At 66.1% G+C, this 18,556-nt stretch carries 16 protein-coding genes; 4 read left to right on the forward strand and 12 right to left on the reverse strand.

Annotation, left to right across the window (positions count from 1 at the left end):
• Positions 1-36: 36 nt before the first annotated feature.
• The 4 genes from ACHAC9_RS00320 to ACHAC9_RS00335 form a co-directional block, all read right to left on the reverse strand.
• Positions 37-1,332 carry an SGNH/GDSL hydrolase family protein gene (locus tag ACHAC9_RS00320; protein ID WP_435755982.1) on the reverse strand — a complete coding sequence of 432 codons (1,296 nt, stop codon included), beginning with the start codon at positions 1,330-1,332 and terminating at the stop codon, positions 37-39.
• Positions 1,333-1,518: 186 nt separating this feature from the next.
• Positions 1,519-2,367: a phosphoserine phosphatase SerB gene (gene serB, locus ACHAC9_RS00325; protein ID WP_435755984.1), complete on the reverse strand. Its 849-nt coding sequence runs from the start codon at positions 2,365-2,367 to the stop codon at positions 1,519-1,521.
• A gap of 7 nt (positions 2,368-2,374) precedes the next feature.
• The gene (gene mfd, locus ACHAC9_RS00330; protein ID WP_435755986.1) at positions 2,375-5,818 is read right to left on the reverse strand and encodes a transcription-repair coupling factor; all 3,444 of its coding nucleotides are present in this window, start codon (positions 5,816-5,818) and stop codon (positions 2,375-2,377) included.
• Positions 5,819-5,898: 80 nt separating this feature from the next.
• A complete protein-coding gene (locus ACHAC9_RS00335) occupies positions 5,899-6,765 on the reverse strand; it encodes a DMT family transporter (RefSeq protein WP_435755988.1) in 867 nt (288 codons plus the stop codon).
• 304 nt (positions 6,766-7,069) lie between these two features.
• Between ACHAC9_RS00335 and ACHAC9_RS00340 the strand changes: the two genes are divergently transcribed.
• A complete protein-coding gene (locus tag ACHAC9_RS00340; protein WP_435755990.1) occupies positions 7,070-7,537 on the forward strand; it encodes an Lrp/AsnC family transcriptional regulator in 468 nt (155 codons plus the stop codon).
• Positions 7,538-7,561: 24 nt separating this feature from the next.
• On the opposite strand, the gene ACHAC9_RS00345 is transcribed toward ACHAC9_RS00340, so the two are convergent.
• Positions 7,562-8,314 carry a DNA-binding protein gene (locus tag ACHAC9_RS00345; protein WP_435755992.1) on the reverse strand — a complete coding sequence of 251 codons (753 nt, stop codon included), beginning with the start codon at positions 8,312-8,314 and terminating at the stop codon, positions 7,562-7,564.
• A gap of 177 nt (positions 8,315-8,491) precedes the next feature.
• Between ACHAC9_RS00345 and ACHAC9_RS00350 the strand changes: the two genes are divergently transcribed.
• The gene (locus ACHAC9_RS00350) at positions 8,492-9,823 is read left to right on the forward strand and encodes a hypothetical protein (RefSeq protein ID WP_435755994.1); all 1,332 of its coding nucleotides are present in this window, start codon (positions 8,492-8,494) and stop codon (positions 9,821-9,823) included.
• The gene (locus tag ACHAC9_RS00355; RefSeq protein WP_435755996.1) at positions 9,820-10,758 is read left to right on the forward strand and encodes a sensor domain-containing diguanylate cyclase; all 939 of its coding nucleotides are present in this window, start codon (positions 9,820-9,822) and stop codon (positions 10,756-10,758) included. The genes ACHAC9_RS00350 and ACHAC9_RS00355 overlap by 4 nt, the downstream gene beginning before the upstream one ends.
• Positions 10,759-10,795: 37 nt before the next feature.
• On the opposite strand, the gene ACHAC9_RS00360 is transcribed toward ACHAC9_RS00355, so the two are convergent.
• The 7 genes from ACHAC9_RS00360 to ACHAC9_RS00390 form a co-directional block, all read right to left on the reverse strand.
• The gene (locus ACHAC9_RS00360; protein ID WP_435755998.1) at positions 10,796-11,743 is read right to left on the reverse strand and encodes a 5'-nucleotidase; all 948 of its coding nucleotides are present in this window, start codon (positions 11,741-11,743) and stop codon (positions 10,796-10,798) included.
• Positions 11,744-12,733, reverse strand: coding sequence for an HDOD domain-containing protein (locus tag ACHAC9_RS00365; protein ID WP_435756000.1), 990 nt, complete (start codon positions 12,731-12,733; stop codon positions 11,744-11,746).
• Between the two features lie 119 nt (positions 12,734-12,852).
• A complete protein-coding gene (locus tag ACHAC9_RS00370) occupies positions 12,853-13,155 on the reverse strand; it encodes a hypothetical protein (RefSeq protein ID WP_435756002.1) in 303 nt (100 codons plus the stop codon).
• Positions 13,156-13,281: 126 nt separating this feature from the next.
• Positions 13,282-13,539 (reverse strand): hypothetical protein, encoded by a 258-nt coding sequence (locus tag ACHAC9_RS00375; RefSeq protein ID WP_435756003.1) that lies wholly within the window; start codon positions 13,537-13,539, stop codon positions 13,282-13,284.
• 100 nt (positions 13,540-13,639) lie between these two features.
• Positions 13,640-15,451 (reverse strand): putative bifunctional diguanylate cyclase/phosphodiesterase, encoded by a 1,812-nt coding sequence (locus ACHAC9_RS00380; protein WP_435756005.1) that lies wholly within the window; start codon positions 15,449-15,451, stop codon positions 13,640-13,642.
• Positions 15,414-16,769: a sensor domain-containing diguanylate cyclase gene (locus ACHAC9_RS00385; protein WP_435756007.1), complete on the reverse strand. Its 1,356-nt coding sequence runs from the start codon at positions 16,767-16,769 to the stop codon at positions 15,414-15,416. Before ACHAC9_RS00385 ends, ACHAC9_RS00380 begins: the two co-directional genes overlap by 38 nt.
• A complete protein-coding gene (locus tag ACHAC9_RS00390; protein ID WP_435756009.1) occupies positions 16,769-17,155 on the reverse strand; it encodes a phosphonate transporter in 387 nt (128 codons plus the stop codon). Before ACHAC9_RS00390 ends, ACHAC9_RS00385 begins: the two co-directional genes overlap by 1 nt.
• 166 nt (positions 17,156-17,321) lie before the next feature.
• Between ACHAC9_RS00390 and ACHAC9_RS00395 the strand changes: the two genes are divergently transcribed.
• Entirely contained in the window at positions 17,322-18,545 is a 1,224-nt protein-coding gene (locus ACHAC9_RS00395) for an AMP-binding protein (RefSeq protein WP_435756011.1), read from the forward strand.
• Positions 18,546-18,556 lie beyond the last annotated feature (11 nt).

The raw sequence follows: 18,556 nt of genomic DNA on the forward strand, positions 1-18,556 counted from the left end.
GGGTTGTAACGATACATCAGCCTCTTCGCCGGCGGGTCAGCCCGGCTGTTCGTCGACGACGCTGCCACTGGTTATGAAGGGCGCCAGCGGCACCGCGTTGGCAATGGCCTGGTAGCCGGCATCGCTCGGATGCAGGTGGTCACCGCTGTCGTAGGTGGGCAGCACGCGTGCCGGCCGCGCCGGGTCGCGCAGCGCCGCTTCGACGTCGAGCAGGGCGTCGAACTCGCCGCTCGCGCGCATCCAGTCGTTGACGGCGCGGCGCACGCCTTCGCGCGCTGCCGTGTAATAGACAAAACCCTCGAAAGGCGGCAAGGTTGCCCCGATGATGGTGATGTCCCGCGCCTGGGCGCGCGATATCAGCTGGCGGTAGCCGGCGATGAGCTCAGCCGCCGGGATGGGGTTCGAGCCCGAGCTGTAGCAAATGTCGTTGATGCCGATGAACGCAACCAGGAAACGCACCCCGCTTGCCGCGAGGACGTCGCGATCGAAACGCTCGAGCGCGGCGTAACCGGCGAGCAGTGCGGTGGGGTAATCGGTGAGCATGGAATTGCCGCTGATACCCCGGTTCACGACGCCGATGCGTCCCGCCGCGCCAAGGGACGCCTGCAGGCGCCGTGCCAGGTAATCGGGCCAGCGCCGGTTCGCGTTCATGGTGCTGCCCTGGCCATCGGTGATCGAGTCGCCGAGGGCCACCAGGCAGGGGGCAGCGGCGTTGACGTCGACCTGGGTAAGGAAGGGCCAGGACGAAAGCGTACGCGATACCGGCATCGAAATCGTGGAGGTATAGTCGCCGCCGGGCGACACATAACTGCTCTGCAGCGCGGCATTGTGCAAGGTGGTTCCCTGCGCACTGCCGACCAGGTAAAGACTGATGGCGAGGTCGGCCTGGGCCGGCACCACAAGGTCGAGTGGGTCGGAGATGGCCGGAGCGCGCGCGGGAATCGTGACCCAGGCCGCGCCGCCGAAGCGCAGCTCGCGCAGGCTGGCCTGGTTCACCGCCGCGCCGCTCGAACGCAAGGCGATGCTGGCGCGGCCAATGCGCAGCGGCGTGGAACCCATTTCGTTGGACACGCGCACACGCACCCGGTTGCCCCCGATGGAGGTGCGCACGATCAAACGCAGCGTCTGGCCGGAATAGGTCTGGATGCTGCCCGAGGGCGGTGGCCCGGCCGGCGCCGCGCCCCAGGTGGCGCACCAGCGCACGGGACTGCCGCTCTGCGCGCGCGCCGGCAGCGCCGGCACCGCGAGCGAGGCCGCCAGCAGCGGCGCGGATTTCAGGAGGGCACGCCGGGTTGCGCCTTCGGCGGACGCTGGGGGCGACACGTTCTTCATGATCACTGCTCCCTGGACAGGTTGGCGGAACCGGCAGCGCCGTGCATGAGAATGGCGCAACGACCAATCTAAATCGCAGTAGCTATGGCACTCAAGGGATGCGCAACAAGGGGTTTGCGCTAGCGCAGGACTTGATGAGAATTGTCTTGGGGTTTAGCAACTGTGTGTTTGATTCAACCCGAACTTTTATCCCAGCACCGCCAGCACCCCATCCAGGCCACTGAAATTGAGCGCCACATCGGCCTGCGCCCGCACCACGGGCTTGGCCCGAAACGCCACCGACAGCCCGGCAACGCCCATCATCTTCAGGTCGTTCGCGCCGTCGCCCATCACGATCGCGCGCCGCGTATCGACGCCGAGTTCGGCGCACACGCGCTCCACGGTCCGCATCTTTTCCTCGGCGTCGACAATGCCGCCAATCACGCGGCCCGTGAGCCTGCCGTCCTCGACTTCGAGCACATTGGCGTGCGTGTAATCGAGGCCCAGACGCGTCTTCAAACGATCGGTGAAGAAGGTGAAGCCGCCCGACACCAGCAGCGTCGTCAAGCCGGCAGCCTTGACGGCGGCGAGCATGGTGTCGGCGCCCGGCGACAGGCGCAGCCGCTCTTCGCACACCCGCTCCAGACTGGATGCTTCCAGCCCTGCCAGCAACGCCACGCGCCGCGTCAAGCTGGCCGCGAAATCGAGCTCGCCGCGCATCGCGCTTTCCGTGATTTCCGATACCTGGGCCTTGAGTCCCTGCATGTCCGCGATTTCGTCGATGCACTCGATCGTGATCAGGGTCGAGTCCATGTCCATCGCCACCAGCGAAAAGTCCGCCAGCGTCCGTCCGGCCTCGATGAAGGTCGCATCGACCCGCGCCACGAGTGCGGCCGCTTGCACCGCCTCCACCACGTCTGGCGTGGCGGCGACTTCCTCGCAGCGCAGGGCCTGCGATGGCAGGACAGTGACCCGCGCAGGATGCGCCAGCCAGGCGATGCCTTCCATGATTGCGGCCGGAACGCCCGGCCCCTGTAACACCAGATTCATTGTCATGTCGGTCTTATGCGAGCAGTTGTTTGATCGTTTGCTTCACCTGAAGCACCCGCGAGGCCAGGTCCGGCATGGCGGCGGTGATGCGCAGCTTGTCCTGGCCGGCCAGCTTGATGTGGCGGTTCTTCTGGATCAGCGTGATGATCTTGATCGGGTCGATCGGCGGCTTTTCCATGAACTGCAGGCTGGCCGCCTCGCTGTGGGCGTCGATCTTGACGATGCCCACCGTCTTGGCCGCGACGCGCAGGCGGTGCGTCTCGATCAGCGCTTTCACCTGCTCGGGCAGTTTGCCGAAGCGGTCGATCAGTTCTTCCTGCATGTCGTCGATCTTGCCCTGGCTGTCGCAGTTGGCCAGTCGTTTGTAAATCGACAGGCGCTCGTGCACGTCGCCGCAGAAGTCGGCCGGCAGCAGGGCCGGGACGTGCAGGTTGATTTCGGTGGTGGTCGAGAGCGGCGCGGCCAGGTCCGGCTCCTTGCCGGCCTTCAGCGAACGCACCGCCTCGTTGAGCATATCGGAATATAGCTGGAACCCGATCTCCAGCATTTCTCCGGACTGGTTTTCGCCCAGCACTTCGCCGGCGCCGCGGATCTCGAGGTCGTGCATCGCCAGGTAAAAGCCGCTGCCCAGTTCTTCCATCGCCTGGATCGCGTCCAGGCGGCGCTGCGCCTGCTTGGTCAGGTTCTGCACGTCGGTCACGAGCAGATAGGCATAGGCCTGGTGGTGCGAGCGGCCGACCCGTCCGCGCAGCTGGTGCAGCTGGGCGAGGCCGAATTTGTCGGCGCGGTGCATGATGATCGTATTCGCGGTCGGCACGTCGATGCCGGTCTCGATGATGGTCGTGCACAGCAAAATATTGAAGCGCTGGGCCACGAAGTCGCGCATCACCTTTTCCAGGTCGCGCTCGTGCATCTGGCCGTGGGCCACGCCGATGCGCGCTTCCGGCAGCAGTTCGCGCAGCATGGCGAAGCGGTTCTCGATGGTCTCGACTTCGTTGTGCAGGAAGTAGATCTGGCCGCCGCGTTTCAGCTCGCGCAAACACGCTTCGCGGATCACGGAACCGTCTTCGCTGCGGACAAAAGTCTTGATCGCCAAGCGCTTTTGCGGGGCGGTGGCGATGATGGAAAAATCGCGCAAGCCCTCCAAGGCCATGCCCAGCGTGCGCGGGATCGGCGTTGCAGTGAGGGTCAGCACGTCGACTTCCGCGCGCAGGGCCTTCAAGGCCTCCTTCTGGCGCACGCCGAAGCGGTGCTCCTCGTCGATGATCACCAGGCCCAGGCGCGTGAACTTCACGTCCGGCGAGAGCAGCTTGTGGGTGCCGATGACGATGTCGAGGGTGCCGTCGGCCATGCCCTTGATCGCGTTGTTGATTTCTTTCCCGGTGCGAAAGCGCGACAGCTCGGCGATTTTCACCGGCCAGTCGGCGAAGCGGTCGGCGAAGGTTTGCGCGTGCTGCTCGGCCAGGAGCGTGGTCGGCGCCAGGATCGCCACCTGCTTGCCGCCCATGACCGCGATGAAGGCCGCGCGCAGGGCCACTTCGGTCTTGCCGAAGCCGACGTCGCCGCAGACTAGGCGGTCCATCGGCCGGCCCGAGGTCATGTCCTTGATGACGTTGATGATGGCCTCGTGCTGGTCCGGCGTCTCGTCGAAGCCGAAGCTCTGGGCGAAGTTTTCGTAATCAAGCGACGAATACTCGAAGGCGTGGCCGACGCGCAAGGCACGGCGCGCATACAGGTTCAACAGTTCGGCCGCGGTGTCGCGCACCTGTTCGGCGGCCTTGCGCTTGGCCTTGTCCCACTGGCCGGAGCCAAGCGAGTGCAGCGGCGCGTCTTCGGCCGCCGTGCCGGAATAGCGCGAAATGACATGCAACTGCGACACCGGCACATACAGCTTGGTGTCCTTGGCGTACTCGAGGTGCAGGAACTCGGTCTCGCCTTCGCCCAGGTCCATCGAGATGAGACCCATGTAGCGCCCGATGCCGTGGTTGATGTGCACCACCGGGTCGCCGATTTTCAGCTCGGAGAGGTCGCGCACCATCGATTCGACCTGGCTCGTCGCTTCCTGCTTCTTTTTACCGGCGCGGCGGCCTGATCCCGCATACAGCTCGGTCTCGGTGATGAAGACGAGGTGCCCGCTCGACTCCTCGATCAGCTCGAAGCCGGCCTGCAAGGGCGCCACGCCCAGGGCGAGGCGCGCATCGCTGGCGCGCATGCCTTCGAAGCCCTCGACCGGCACCACGCCGAGGTGGTATTCGTTGAAATACTGCTGCAGCGTCTCGCGCCGGCCATTCGACTCGGCGCAGATCATCACGCGCGCATTGGTCCCCGCCAGGAACGCGCGCAGGTTGGCGAGCGGATCTTCCAGGCGCCGATTCACCGCGATGTTGGGGATTGGCGCCGACAGTTCGGAAGCGATACCAGGTTCACGCGCGATGTTCCAGCGCCCGTGCGGCTTGGCGCAGGTGAAGAACTGTTCGTTTGAAATGAACAGTTCGCGCGGCTCGAGCAGGGGGCGATCGCGGTCGCTTTTCAGGAAACGGTAGCGCGATTCGGTATCGATCCAGAAGCGGGCGATGGCGCCATCGATGTCGCCCACCAGGGCCAGCGGACCGTCCTCGGGCAGGTAATCGAAGAGCGTGGACGTTTCTTCGAAAAACAGCGGCAGGTAGTACTCGATGCCGGCCGAGGCGATGCCGCTGCCGATGTCCTTGTAGACCGGGGAACGCGACGGGTCGCCCTCGAAGCGCTCGCGCCAGCGGCTGCGAAAACCCGTCCGTGCCGCCTCGTCCATCGGGAATTCCCGGCCCGGCAGCAGGCGCACTTCGCGCACCGGATACAGCGAGCGCTGGGTGTCGGCATCAAACGTGCGGATGGTTTCGATCTCGTCGCCGAACAAATCGAGCCGGTACGGCAGGGCGGAGCCCATCGGGAACAGGTCGATCAGGCCGCCGCGCACCGAGTATTCGCCGGGCGACATCACCTGCGTGACATGGCTGTAGCCGGCCAGGGTCAGCTGGGCCTTCAGGCGTGCTTCGTCGAGCTTCTCGCCCTGGCGGAAGAAGAAGGTGTACGCGGCGAGAAAAGAAGGCGGCGCCAGGCGCACCAGGGCCGTCGTCGCGGGCACCACCAGCACGTCGCACCCGCCGTTGCGAATTTCGTGCAGCGTCGCCAGCCGTTCGGACACCAGGTCCTGGTGCGGCGAGAAGGCGTCGTAGGGGAGCGTCTCCCAGTCCGGCAGCAGGTGGCAGGACAATGTGCCGTCGGCGAACCAGGCGATTTCATCGAGCAGGCGCTGGCCGTCGCTGGCATTGGCCACGATGACGGTGAGGATGCGCTTCTCCGCCTTGAAGGCGAGGCCGGCGATGGCTAAGGCATAAGCATCGGACGAACCTGCCAGCGCGGGCAGGACGAAACGGCTACCGGATTTGGGGAGGTGCTTGTTGAGGTCGAAAGGCATGCAGACGTGCGCTTTGGGATCTGGCGGATGGGTCCTCGATTATAGACGAACCCACCCGCCCGCGCCCCGCGCACGCAGGTTCAGCGGCGCTTGCCGGCGGCGAACAGCACGCCGCCGAGGATGATGCCGAAGCCCGCCGCGTGGTACAGCCGCGGCGCTTCGCCCAGCAGCGGCCAGGCCGCCAGCGTCGCGAAGACCGGGATCAGGTAGACCGACAGGCTGGCGCGCGCGGGACCGGCGATCGCGACCAGGCGATCGAAACAGAAGTAGGCGCCCAGGCTCGGCACGACCGCCAGAAACACCAGCGCGATATACAGGCGCGGGTCGGTGAAATTGGCGACATTGCCAAGCGAGGCTTCGAGCACCGCGAACGGGGCCAGCACCAGCGCGCCGCCGCCGATCAGCGCCATCAGCTTGACGGTGCTCGGCAGGTGCGGCAGCGGCAGGCGCTTGCCCAGTACCGTGTACAGCGTCCAGCCGCAGGCGGCCAGCACCACCCACAGGTCGCCGGCACCGAAGGCCATGCCGCTCAGCGCGTGAAGATCGCCTTTCGTGAGCACCACCAGCACGCCGAGGATGGCCAGCAGCATGCCGCCGGCCTGTTTGCGGGCGAGGGGCGCCTTCCAGACCAGGGTCTCGAGCAGCATCACCAGGGCAGGGCAGGCAGCAAAGATGATCGCGATATTCGCCGCGCTGGTATGGCGCGCGCCGATGTACTGGGGGCCGACAGCCAGGCCCATGCCGAGTCCGGCCAACAGGATCAGGCGCGGGAAGTTCGCCATGATGACGTGGCGCAGCGCCCACATGCGGGGACCGACGGCTGGCAGCAGGATGGCGAAGGCGAGCCCCCAGCGCCCGAAGGCCAGGAACAGCGGCGGCAAGGCCGCGCTCTCGGCCCAGCGGGCGACGACCAGGTTGGCGGCGAACAAGGCAGGGGTGACCAACATGAGCGGCAGTTCGGCGTTGCGGGAATCGACCCGTAAACTTCCTGATCCTGCGCGGGATACTGCTTCTGACACGAAAACTCCGAAATTCGAATGCTGCAATGCGGGGTGGGGCGGCGCTTCCAGCGACTGGATCGGGCCGGCTTGCCCTGCCGGGATGGCGGACCAGAATTTTAATGCAGCGCACAAAAAATTTTCTTTCGTTCACCCTGGGAAATTGGACGGAACTCGGATAATCCTTCTACGTTCAAGCTAAAATGCAGAAGGATTATCCGATACTGCCCGTATAGACAGGAGGAGCTGCAGCATGAAGGACGGAATACTCGACGAAATCGACAGGAAAATCCTGCGCACCCTCAGCCGCGACGGGCGCATCAGCAACCAGAAGCTGGCCGAGACGGTGAACCTGTCGCCGACACCCTGTTGGCACCGGGTGCGTGCGCTGGAAGAGAGTGGCCACATCGATGGCTATGTTGCCGTACTCGACCAGGGCAGGATGGGGCTGCCCGATACGGTGATCATCGAGGTGACGGTCGACCGCCATGACGACGAGATCTTCCAGGCGTTCTCGGACGCGCTGGCCGACTTGCCGGAAGTGATGGAAGCGTATTTGCTCTCGGGCGAATACGATTACCTGATCAAGGTGGCGGTGTCGGGGACGGAAGGGTACGAGCGCTTCCTGCGCCAGAAGCTCTACAAGCTGCCGGGTGTGAAGCACACGCGCTCGACCTTCACGCTGCGCTGCCTGAAGCGCTCCGCCTCGGTGACGCCTTGAACGACACCGTGCCTCGACGGGCGTTTATTTCGCCTTCGCGCGCAGCGTTTCGAGCTCCATGCGCAGCGCACCGCGATCGCTTTTCGCCGACGCCAGCTGCGCCTGCAAATCCTTGACTTCCAGCGCCAGGCTGTCGCGCGCGGTGGCCGCGCCGATCAGTTCCATTTCGGCCGCCAGGCGCGCATCCGACTGGGTGGAGGAGGCCGTCACATTGCGTTCGAGCTGTCCGCGCAGGTCAAGCAGCTGGGCATCCTTGCCCTCGATCGCCAGCTGGTCCTTGGCCTTGCCGACCAGGGCGTCCATGGCAACCTGGCGCGCATTGCGCAGTTCGGCCATCAGGCGCTCGATTTCCTCACTGCGTTCGTCGGCCACGGCCTGCGCCGCCTCGCGCGCGCTTGACGCATTGTCGATGTCGGCGAGCAGGTCGGTGCGCTCGGCTTCCAGGCGCTCGGCCTCGCTGAGCGCGTCTTCCAGGTCGCGTTCGCGCTGGGCCAGCAGCGCGCGCGCACCGAGGCCGGCATGTTCGGCATGCTGCTGCGCCCAGCGTGCCAGGTCGGCCAGCAGGGCAGGCGGCAACTCGGCCGGTGCCGGTTCGGGCAGCCGTTCGTGCTCGGCACGCCATGCGCGCAAGTGGCGGGCAATCGCCGTGGCCGAACCGCCGTCCAGCACGTCGCGCAAGGTGTCCAGCGACACCGGGGTCCCGGCCTCCTGCAGGTTCGACGCGGCGGCAGCAAGGTCGTCATAGGTGATGTCGAGGCGCGGTGATTCGGTGGTCATGGAGCAAAAGAGAGTGTTGTGGATGGCGTCCATGATACGCGAGGCCCCGCCCTCGACCCGCAACCCGGGGCGCGATATGCACGCTGACCGGCGCCGGACTGTGGTGGAATTGCCTCAATGTAAGATTTTATTATTATCATGTTGTAACATGGATGGTTTTTAACCAACTCGCACACCATGGACGCCTCCGCTGCCCTCCTCGACGACGCGCGTGCACTGCTGGCCGACGCTGACCAGAAACTGGCGCAGCTGCGCGCCATCGAGCCCTACCTGATCGATATCTCGCTGCGCGAGAATCCGGTCGGTTCCGGCATCGGCCACACCCTGGCGGACAAGCTGCGCATCCTTCCGCAGCTGCGCGCCTTCGGCATGCGCAACATCCATCTCGGCTCGCTCGATTATCCGATGCCCGACGAACTCGAAGTAGACGACGATTTCATGCTCTGGCTGCGCGACCACGGCGACGACATGCGCGGCTGCTTCGCTTTCACCGACATCGGGACAGTGCGGGGCGACGGCAGCTTTGCGCCTTCGCCCTCGATGCGCAAGCTCCAGGCCTACAAGGTGCCGAACACCCTGCACGAAATCTATCTCAGCGACGAGGGCATGGCCGGCCTGTACGACTTCGATACCTTGCTGCGCGACCTGCGGGCCAGCATCGGCTGGCTGCACGCGAACATCACAGGCGACAACGGCGGGGCGCCACGTATTCTGATCAATATCGTCGACGGCTGCGACGCGCTCACGAACAGGCTCGAACGCAGCTGCGCGCTGCTGGAGATGCTGGCCGGGCAGGACATCGAAGGCGTCAGCATCGAGGACGATCGCGGCACCTACCTGCCGTTCCAGGTGGGCGCCTGCGTGGCGATCGCGCGCCGCTGCCTGCCGCAGCCGAAAAAGCTGGTGGTGCACGTGCACGCCGGCGCCGGCTACGAGAACGCCTCGGTGATCGAGGCGCTGCTGCGCGGCGCCGACGGCGTCTGGGGCGGCATTCCGAAGCAGGCGGCCATCATCGGCCACGCTTCGCTGGGCGAACTGATCGCCAACCTGGTCCGCATCGGCAACCCGCACATGGCGGCCTACCAGGTCGAACGCCTGCTGCCGCTGGCGACAAGCCTGCAGGAGTTGGACTCCGGCCAGCCGGTACCGGACGACGTTCCCGTACTCGGCCGGAATGCCTACCGGCTGACGCTCGATTTCTTCCGCCAGCAGGGCAGCCGCCCGATGGACTTGCCGCCCGAGCGCATCGGCGGACGCTATGGCTACCGTATCTGCCCGGTCGTGAGCGACCGTCCCGTCATTGCCGGCCGCCTGGCCGAAGTCACCGGCCGGCCGGCCGCTTCGTTTCCGGACGAGGTACTCGACTCGATGATCCGCCTCATGCGGCGCGACCTGCGCGCCGGCCTGCGCCTGGCCTATGACATGCCTGCCGAACTGCTCGAACTGCATCGGCGCGCACTCGCGTTTTTCCCATCACCCATGCAAGCCCCTTCCTGCGAAACCCCATGAGTACCTCACCAAGCTACGACGACCCCGGCGTCTACCGCACCCTGCTCGAATCGACCAAGGCCATTCCCTGGAGGATCGACTGGGCCAGCATGCGCTTCACGTATATCGGTCCGCAGATCGAAACGCTGCTTGGCTGGAGCCAGTCGAGCTGGCAGACGGTGAACGACTGGGCCGAGCGCATTCACGAGGACGACCGCCAGAGAACGGTCGACTTCTGCGTCGCCCAGTCGATTGCCGGTGTCGACCACGAAGCCGACTACCGGGCGCTGACCCGAGACGGCGAGCTGGTCTGGATCCGCGACGTCGTCCACGTGAAGCGTCATCCGGACGGCAGCGTCGATTGCCTGGTCGGCTTCATGTTCGACATCACCGAGCGCAAGATCGCCGAGGACAAGATCCTGCAGCTGCAAAAGGAACTCGAGACCCTGTCCTACCGCGACCCGTTGACCGGCATCGCGAACAGACGCATGTTCGACCGCATCCTGGAGGTGGAGTGGAGCAAGGCGCGCGCGGTCGGCGAGCCGCTGTCCCTGATGATGCTCGACATCGATTTCTTCAAGCAGTACAACGACAGCTACGGCCACCCGCAGGGCGACCTGTGCCTGAAGCAGGTCGCCGGCCTGCTCGACGACACGGCGACGCGCACGCGCGACCTGTGCGCGCGCCTGGGCGGAGAGGAATTCGTGGTCCTGTTGCCGGGGACGAACGAGGAGGCAGCGCACACCATCGCGCAACGCTTCGCGCGCATGCTGTCGCGCGCCGCCATCGCGCACCGCAATTCGCGGGTGTCCGACGTCCTCACCGTCAGCATCGGCCTGGCGAGCATCGTGCCGGGCGCGCACGACACGCCCGGCGCCTTCATCGAGCTGGCCGATACCCGCCTGTACCAAGGCAAAACCGGCGGGCGCAACCGGATCGTGGGCTCGGGCGACTAGCAAATGCTGGGGTCAGCCTGACCCCAGCTGTTGAGTGTCAGGCGGGCGGGGGCGGCGCGACCCGATTCGCCACCCCGAACGGCACATGCACCATTGGAATCGTGCCGCCCGGCCCGGCCCGCAAGTGGGTCAGCTGGTCGTCGAAAAAGATGTGCGGCTTGAACACGCCCAGCACGCGCGACTTGTCCATTCCGCCGAGGAAGAAGGTTTCATCGGCCGACACGCCCCAGCTCTTCAGGGTCGTCACGACCCGCTCGTGGGCGGGCGCGCTGCGCGCCGTGATGATGGCGATGCGCACGATGCGGCGGTAGCCTGGATCGCGGCGCTGGGCGCGTTCTTCCAGACGCTGCATCATCGCCAGCTTCTGGAACATGTTCGCCAGCGGTCCCGGGCTGTGCGGACGGGCCATGTGCAGCGTTTCGTGGGCGTGGAACTGGTCGAGGCCGCCCTGCTTGAAGACGGCCTCCGATTCGTCGTCGGCCAGCACGCCATCGAAGTCGAAGGCGACGCGCAGCTCGAGGTCGTCGTCGCCGTCGTCGATCTGCGAGGGCAGCACCAGCCCGGCCGGATAGTTCACCGCGATGGCGCTTTTCACGTCTTCCTCGTTGGCAGACAGGAACAGCGAGGCATTGAACGCGGGCAGGTAGGGATAGGGCGACTTGCCGGTCATGAAGGCGGCGCGCGAGATGTCGAGGCCGTAGTGGGCGATCGAACGCAGCACGCGCAGGCCGGTTTCGGGCGAGTTCCGGGAGAACAGCACCACCTCGACCGGCGACTGGCGCGGAAAGCATTTATTGATGTTCAGGAAGCGCTTGATGAACGGGAAAGCCACGCCCTTGCCGAGGATGGTGTCGAGGTGCTGTTCCTGGTACAGCCGGTATTCTTCCTGACCTTTATCGAGGTAGACCTGGTGCGATTCGGCCAGGTCGAACAGGGCGCTCGAGGCGATCCCGATCACCAGCTTGTCTTCAATCTGAAATGGCATTCACGCTTCCTGTGGGAGTAAAAGGTCGAAGCAGGGGCGCAGGCGCGGCGTCACGACGGCTGCCACCAGTGGATCGTCAAAGGGCAGTTCGCCGGCATCGACCAGCAGGCGCAGCTTGGCCAGGACGTCGGCGCTTGCGAGCACACTGCCGAGCGCCGTCCCGTGTGCTGCGCCGGCGTCGGCGATGGCGCCGGCAACGGTCGGCGGAAATTCCCATTCGATGGCGATGCCGTGCGCGAGGCCGCGTGCGTGGCCGAGCAAGGCGGCGCAGAACGCGCTTGACCCCGGCAGGTTGTCTTCGGTGTAGACCTGGTCGATCAGGCGGAAGGCGACGACCAGGCCGACGTTCTGGATCAGCCCCGCGAGATAGGCTTCGAACGGATTGGCGGCGGCGTGCGGCGCGAGCGTGGCGGCGGCGAGTGCGCATTTCTCGGATTGCATCCAGATCCGCGGCGCGGCGCGTTTCGCAAAACGTCCGGACTGCATGCCGATCACGGGACGGAAGGCGACACGCGCGAGCAGCATGCGCAAACCGTTCTGGCCCAGCAGCATGACGGCGCCCTCGATATTCTTCACCGGCGTCGGCGGCCGGTAGTAGGGGCTGTTCGCCTCGCGCACGAGCTCTGCGACGAGCACCACGTCCTGCGCGACCATGCGCGACAGGTCGGCGTTCGAGACGCTGTCGTCGCGCAGGCTGCGTAGCAGTTCGGGGATCACGGCCGGCACGCGCGGCACCAGATCGGCGGCGCGTGCGGGGGAGTCGGCCAGGCGCGCCAGTTCGTCCAGGATCAGTCGTTCGGAGGCTTGCGGTGCATCGCCGCCGGCGCCGCCTGCGAGCCAGCGGAAGAAGGCGGCGTCGACCTCGGCGTTGGCGGCGGGTGCCGCCGGCGCGCGGGCGGCCGGCATGGCCGAAACACTCGAGGGGCTCTTGACGCTATCGTCCGGCGTCGAGGCGCCACCAAACCAGCGCGCAAACCAGTTTTTCTTCAAGGGGAAGCCTCGGCCGTGGCGAAAGCCCGATTCTACCTGACAAGTTTGTGGAAGAAAATTCAGCGGGCCGGCCATCTGGCCGGCCCGACAGCACGCACGGAAGGCGTGCCGGAATGCGACTAGCGGCCGGTGCCGGCGCCCGTCGCGGGCGGCGTCATCGGTTGCGTCATGGGGGGCGTCGTGCCTGTTGCGCCCGACGTACCCATGGCGTCGCTTGTGCCCGTTGTTCCGGTGGTGCCGGTCATGCCCGAGCTCGTGCCTGTGGCGCCCGTGCCGGGGGTGCTCATCGTACCGGTGCCGCCCATCGACGAACCCGAGCTGCTGGCGCCCGACATGGTATCGGTGGTGCCGGTCGAGGTGCAGGCGGCCAGGCCCAGGCCCATGGTGGCTGCGAAGATAAGGCTCAGAGTGGTTTGTTTCATATTCTTTTTCCTCTTCGGTTATGTGAGAACTTCATCATGCGAGTACTCCCGTCCACACGCCATAGGAATAAAACGTCAATGCGTGTAGGAGATGCCGGACAGTTAATGTCGAGATGAAACTGACGGTTAGCGCCGCTCGCCCGTATTTGCGGGGGTGGCGCCGGTGGCGCTGGTCGAGCCCTTGACGTCGGCATTCGCGGCGTCGACGCCGCCGGTCGTGCCCGAGGTGCTGGTGGCGCCCGCGCTGCCGGTGCTGCCGCTCGTCATCGAGCCGCTGCTGCTCCCAGAAACACTGCTGTCCATGGCGTCCTTGTTGGCGGTGGTGTTGCAGCCGGCCAGGGCAAGCCCGGTGGCCAAAAGCATGGTGGTCGTGATGCGCTTCATGGTTGTTCTCCCGTGGTAATCACAGGTTGCATGATGCGACGACGTGCGGAAGAGCGCTATAGGAACACTGCTGCCGGGCGTGTAGGACACGCCGGACACGTCAGGCAGTCGAGACAGCCCCCTGGTGCGCGGCTATCCATTCCACGAGTGCGCCCGAGACCACGGGACGACTGAAGAAATAGCCCTGTCCCTTGGCACAGGACTGGGCGCGCACAGCCTCGAGCTGGGCGGCGGTCTCGATGCCTTCGGCGACGGTATTCATGCCCAGGCTTTGCGCGACCTTCACGGTGGCCTCGATCAGCACCCGGTGGTGATGGCTGGTATCGGCCTTGCACACGAACGAGCGGTCGATCTTGACGGTGTCGACCGGCAGCAGGTGCAGGCTCGACAGCGAGGAGTAGCCGGTGCCGAAGTCGTCCAGTGCCAGCTTGACGCCGAGCGCTTTCAGTTCGTGCAGGCGCACCTGGATGTCTTCGTCCTGGGCCGCCAGGCTTTCGGTCACCTCGAGTTGCAGGCTGGTGGCCGGCATGCCGGTCTGCGCCAGGATGCTCGCCACCTTCGCCGCCCAGTCGAGCTGGGCCAGCTGGGCGCGCGACAGGTTCACCGCCATCAGGCGCGGCGCGGCTTCGCCCAGCTCGGCGCGCCAGCGCATGAAGTCCCTGCAGGCGCGTTCGAGCACGAAGTCGCCGATCTGGTCGATCAGGCCGCACTCCTCGGCAATGCCGATAAAGTCGAACGGCGGCACCAGGCCGCGGGTCGGATGCTGCCAGCGCACCAGCGCCTCGACGCCGGCCGAGTAGTCGGTCGAGCCGTCGGCGTTCAGGCCGACGACCGGCTGGTAGACGACAAACAGCTGCTCTTCGGCCAGGGCGGTGCGCAACTGGGCCTCGATATCGGCACGCCGCGCGGCGCGTTCGCGCATTTCCGGCTCGAACACGACATGGCGTGCGCCACCGTCGCGCTTGGCCTCGATCATCGCGATGCTGGCGTCGCGCATGGCTTCGTCGGCGTCGCCGCCGCTGCCGGTGTCCCAGAACACGCCGATACTGGCGCGGCAGGCGACTTCATGGCCGTCGAGCTGGTGCGGGCGCGCCAGCGTGTCGAGCAGGCGCAGCGCCAGGCGTTCGGCCTCGGCCGGGTGGCGCAGGCCCCCTTGCAGGACCACGAATTCGTCGCCGCCGACGCGCGCCACCAGACCGGCGCCGCTTGCCGACGGGTCGATCCGGCCATCCGCGGGCAGGCCGCCGGCGCGCATGCGGTCGGTCAGCGTCGCCAGCAGGCTGTCGCCGACCGCCACCAGCAGGCGGTCGCCGGCGTTCTGGCCGAGCGTGTCGTTGATCTGGCGGAAGCGGTCGCAATTGAGGACCAGCAGCGCGAAGCGTTCGTCGCCGGCTTCGCGGTTGAGCAGGCCTTGCAACTGCTCGACCGCCGCCGCCCGGTTCGGCAGGCGGGTCAATGCATCGGTGCGGGCGGCGCTGCGCAGGCGCCGGCGCAGGTTTTCCTGCTCGCGCTGGATTTCCAGCGTGGCGTCGGTGATCGCCGCCATCAGGCGCTCGGGGTCGAGCTTCATCAGGCTGATCGACAGCACTTGCGGTGCGCCGGGCGTTCCATTGGCATCGCCAAGCGGGACCCGCAGCGCATCGCAGATCACGCCCGAAGGCTGGTCAAACGCGTCGGCCAGGGCTTTTACCTGGGGCGCAACGCCTTCCAACACGGCGAACAGGTTGTCGAGCCCGCCGTCGCAGGCGAGCGGCATCAAGAGGTTCGATGCCATCGGGTTGAGCATTTCCACCGCGCCGTCCATGCTCGTTTGCACCAGGCCGATCGGGGCACGGTACAGGAACTGGACCAGCGCCTCGTAGGCGTTGACCTGCTCAACCTGCATCGCGGCTTCGCTGTGGAGGGTTTTCATGGTTCGAGAGTTCCGGAGTCCATGCGGCGACGCGGTTGCGTCCCTGCGATTTGGCCAGGTACAGCGCCTCATCGGCGCGCGCGATCAGCACGTCGATTCCTTTGGCGTCGCCGTCGAACACGGCCACGCCTGCACTGACCGTGTACGCGATTTCGACGCCGTCAGCGGCCACCAGGCGCGTTGACACCAGCAGGCGCAGGCGCTCGGCGCTCGCCAGGGCTTGCTCGATGCCGGTCGAAGGCAGCAGCACGCCAAATTCCTCGCCGCCCAGGCGTGCGACCGTGTCGACCGCGCGGAAGGTTTCGCGCAGGGCGTCCGCCAGGTCGCACAGCACGCGATCGCCCGCCGGATGGCCATACCGGTCGTTGACACGCTTGAAGTTGTCCGCATCGAAGACGATCAGCGCCAGCGCGCGCGGGGTGTGATTGGCACGGTCGAGCTCCAGCTGCGCCGCTTCGAAGAAGGCGCGCCGGTTCGGGAGTGCGGTCAGGTGGTCGCAAAAGGCCGCCTGGCGCCGTTTTTCGGTCGCTGCACGCTTGTCGCTGATGTCGCGCAGGATCATGCAATAGGCCGGTGCGTGCGGGTGGTCGCCGAACGCTTCGCGGTCCGGCAGCGGCGCAATCAGGGCGCTGCACCAGAACTGGCTGCCGTCGGCGCGCAGGCGCAGGCCTTCATCCATGCTCCAGCCGTCCTTGTCGGCTTCGCGCAGGCGATCGAGCAGATGCTCGTCCGTCATCGCATCGCGGGGATAGAAAACGGAGTAGGGCGAGCCGATCACGTGCTCATCGAAACCGGTGACGCGGGCGATGCTGTCGTTCCAGTCGCACAGCCGGCCGTCGCGGTCGAGAGCGACCAGTGCATAGTCGGTGATGCGCGTCAGGATCGCGCTCAGCCAGGCGTCGCTCTGGCGCAGCTGGCGTTCGCGCCGCATCTCGGCGGTGACGTCCTGGATCACGGCCATGATGCGCGCGTCGTCGAGTTTCAGGAGGGTCAGCGACAGGATTTGCGGCGTGCTGGTGCGTGCGCGTTCGTCCGGCCGCAAGTGGATGTGCAGGCCTTCGAAGACCATGCCGTTATTGCGCGGGTATTGTTCGCACTGGAGGCGCAGGTCGGGCGCCACGCTCTCGAGTGCGGTAAACAGGTTCGTCAGACAACCGTCTGGCGATAGCGGCATCAGGAGCTGGGCCGAGATCGGGTTGATCATCACGATCTCGCCATCGATGCCTGCCTGCACCAGTCCAACCGGTGCCAGATACAGGAAATGCATCAGGGCTTCGTGTTCTGCGCGCAGGCTCTCCACACTGTCGTTGCTCTCCATCACCGCCGCTGCACCAATACGTAACGGGTGCAGCTGTTGGCACTGGCCAGCAGGCGAAGCTTGACCTTGACGGGACGCATGCGCAGGGTCAGGACGTAATCGATCGTGTCGTCGAGTTCGCTGCCTTCTTCAAAGGCGTCTTCGAAACGCTGCGCCACGAGAAAATTGTTCAGACACGGTGCCACATTCGTGAACAGCGGCTCGCCGAGGACGCGTTGCGCCGACAGGCCGGCGGCCTGCGATTCGAAGGCATTGTAGCGCTGCACGACTTCGGCTCCATCGAAACCGATGACACCATAATCGAGCATATCTAGCTGTTCCTGGCTGCTGGCGTCGAGCAGGTCGGCCAGGCCGCGTGCATCGAAAGTAGGGGTAGCACTGGTCATAGGATATTCGCAGATTTTACAATTGATATTGAGAAACAAATGTTGGCACGCGTCAGGGCTGGTGTCAATCGGATGTGGTACAGACGGTCACGATTTTAGCGTGCTCGTTGACAGAATGGTCGGCGCGTTGCAACATCGCCAGCCTTTCATTGTCTCGGTGTAAAGAATGGAACAGTTTCGACAGCCGCAGTGGTGGCAGCATGAGCCGGCCTTGACGCGTGTCGTGCGCGACCTCGTCAGTGCGGAACTGGCCGCGGCGCATCCGGGCCGCGTCCTGCCGGCGCTGTCATCGTGGCCGCTCGACCCCGACCTGGTGGCCGACCTTGGCGCCGACTCGCTCGACCTGATGGGGGCGGCGACCAGCCTGGCCGACCTGCTCGGTTTCGCGCGTACCGGGTCCGAGGACGCGCTGCTGGCACAGACGCGGCTCGCGGACTGGATCGCCGCTGCCCGTGCCAGTCTCGCGCTCGACGACACGGAGCTGACCTTCCGCACCTCGGGCAGCTCGGGCGCGCCGAAGCGCTGCAGCCACCGGCTTGCCGGCCTCTGGCGCGAGGTGGACGAACTGGCCAGGCTGACCCCTGGCCGGCGCCGCATCCTCTCGGCGGTGCCAGCGCATCATATCTATGGCTTCCTGTTTACCGTGCTGCTGCCGCAGGCATCCGGCGCGGCGCTGCCCGTGATGGACCTGCGTGGGTCGTCGCCGGCAGCCTTGGCAAGCATGGTGGCGCCAGGCGACCTGGTGGTCGCGCATCCCGATTTCTGGGGGCAGGTAGCGGCGCTGGGGACGGTCTTTCCCTACGACGTCATCGGCGTCAGCTCCGGTGCGCCTTGTCCCGACGCCACCGCACGCGTGCTGCAGGAGGGCGGCCTTCGCCTGCTGCAGGTGTATGGCAGCTCCGAGACGGCCGGCGTCGGCTGGCGCGATCGGGCAGGGGAGCCGTACCGGCTGCTGCCCTACTGGCGCCGTGGCGGCATTGAACGGACGATCGAACGCACCATCGACGGTGTGGAGGAGCGTTACCCCTTGCAGGACTGGCTCGACTGGACCGATGAGGAGCGCTTCGTGCCGGGCGGGCGCGTCGACCAGGCGGTGCAGGTCGGCGGCACCAACGTGTATCCGGCTTACGTGGCCGAGGTGCTGGGAATGCACCCTGGTGTGTTCGAATGCGTCGTGCGCCCGATGCGGCTGGACGAGGGCACGCGCCTGAAAGCGTTTGTCGTGCCTTGTAAAGCCTTCGCCCCGGAATCCCTGCGCACGGAGCTGGCCGCCTGGATCGCCGAACGATTGGGTCCGGCGGAGCGGCCGGCGGCGTTGTCCTTCGGCCCGGCGCTGCCGCGCCAGCCGAACGGCAAGCCGGCCGACTGGATCATCGACGCCTGGGAGTAGCCCCGGGCTGG

Source organism: Massilia sp. CMS3.1 (assembly GCF_051262535.1).
Lineage (GTDB): Bacteria > Pseudomonadota > Gammaproteobacteria > Burkholderiales > Burkholderiaceae_D > Telluria.

Bases quoted from the DNA above. Each gene is read 5' to 3' on its own strand.
- ACHAC9_RS00320 (WP_435755982.1), bottom strand. From the start codon at position 1,332: ATGAAGAACGTGTCGCCCCCAGCGTCCGCCGAAGGCGCAACCCGGCGT.
- serB (WP_435755984.1), bottom strand. From the start codon at position 2,367: ATGACAATGAATCTGGTGTTACAGGGGCCGGGCGTTCCGGCCGCAATC.
- mfd (WP_435755986.1), bottom strand. From the start codon at position 5,818: ATGCCTTTCGACCTCAACAAGCACCTCCCCAAATCCGGTAGCCGTTTC.
- ACHAC9_RS00335 (WP_435755988.1), bottom strand. From the start codon at position 6,765: ATGTTGGTCACCCCTGCCTTGTTCGCCGCCAACCTGGTCGTCGCCCGC.
- ACHAC9_RS00340 (WP_435755990.1), top strand. From the start codon at position 7,070: ATGAAGGACGGAATACTCGACGAAATCGACAGGAAAATCCTGCGCACC.
- ACHAC9_RS00345 (WP_435755992.1), bottom strand. From the start codon at position 8,314: ATGACCACCGAATCACCGCGCCTCGACATCACCTATGACGACCTTGCT.
- ACHAC9_RS00350 (WP_435755994.1), top strand. From the start codon at position 8,492: ATGGACGCCTCCGCTGCCCTCCTCGACGACGCGCGTGCACTGCTGGCC.
- ACHAC9_RS00355 (WP_435755996.1), top strand. From the start codon at position 9,820: ATGAGTACCTCACCAAGCTACGACGACCCCGGCGTCTACCGCACCCTG.
- ACHAC9_RS00360 (WP_435755998.1), bottom strand. From the start codon at position 11,743: ATGCCATTTCAGATTGAAGACAAGCTGGTGATCGGGATCGCCTCGAGC.
- ACHAC9_RS00370 (WP_435756002.1), bottom strand. From the start codon at position 13,155: ATGAAACAAACCACTCTGAGCCTTATCTTCGCAGCCACCATGGGCCTG.
- ACHAC9_RS00375 (WP_435756003.1), bottom strand. From the start codon at position 13,539: ATGAAGCGCATCACGACCACCATGCTTTTGGCCACCGGGCTTGCCCTG.
- ACHAC9_RS00380 (WP_435756005.1), bottom strand. From the start codon at position 15,451: ATGAAAACCCTCCACAGCGAAGCCGCGATGCAGGTTGAGCAGGTCAAC.
- ACHAC9_RS00385 (WP_435756007.1), bottom strand. From the start codon at position 16,769: ATGGAGAGCAACGACAGTGTGGAGAGCCTGCGCGCAGAACACGAAGCC.
- ACHAC9_RS00390 (WP_435756009.1), bottom strand. From the start codon at position 17,155: ATGACCAGTGCTACCCCTACTTTCGATGCACGCGGCCTGGCCGACCTG.
- ACHAC9_RS00395 (WP_435756011.1), top strand. From the start codon at position 17,322: ATGGAACAGTTTCGACAGCCGCAGTGGTGGCAGCATGAGCCGGCCTTG.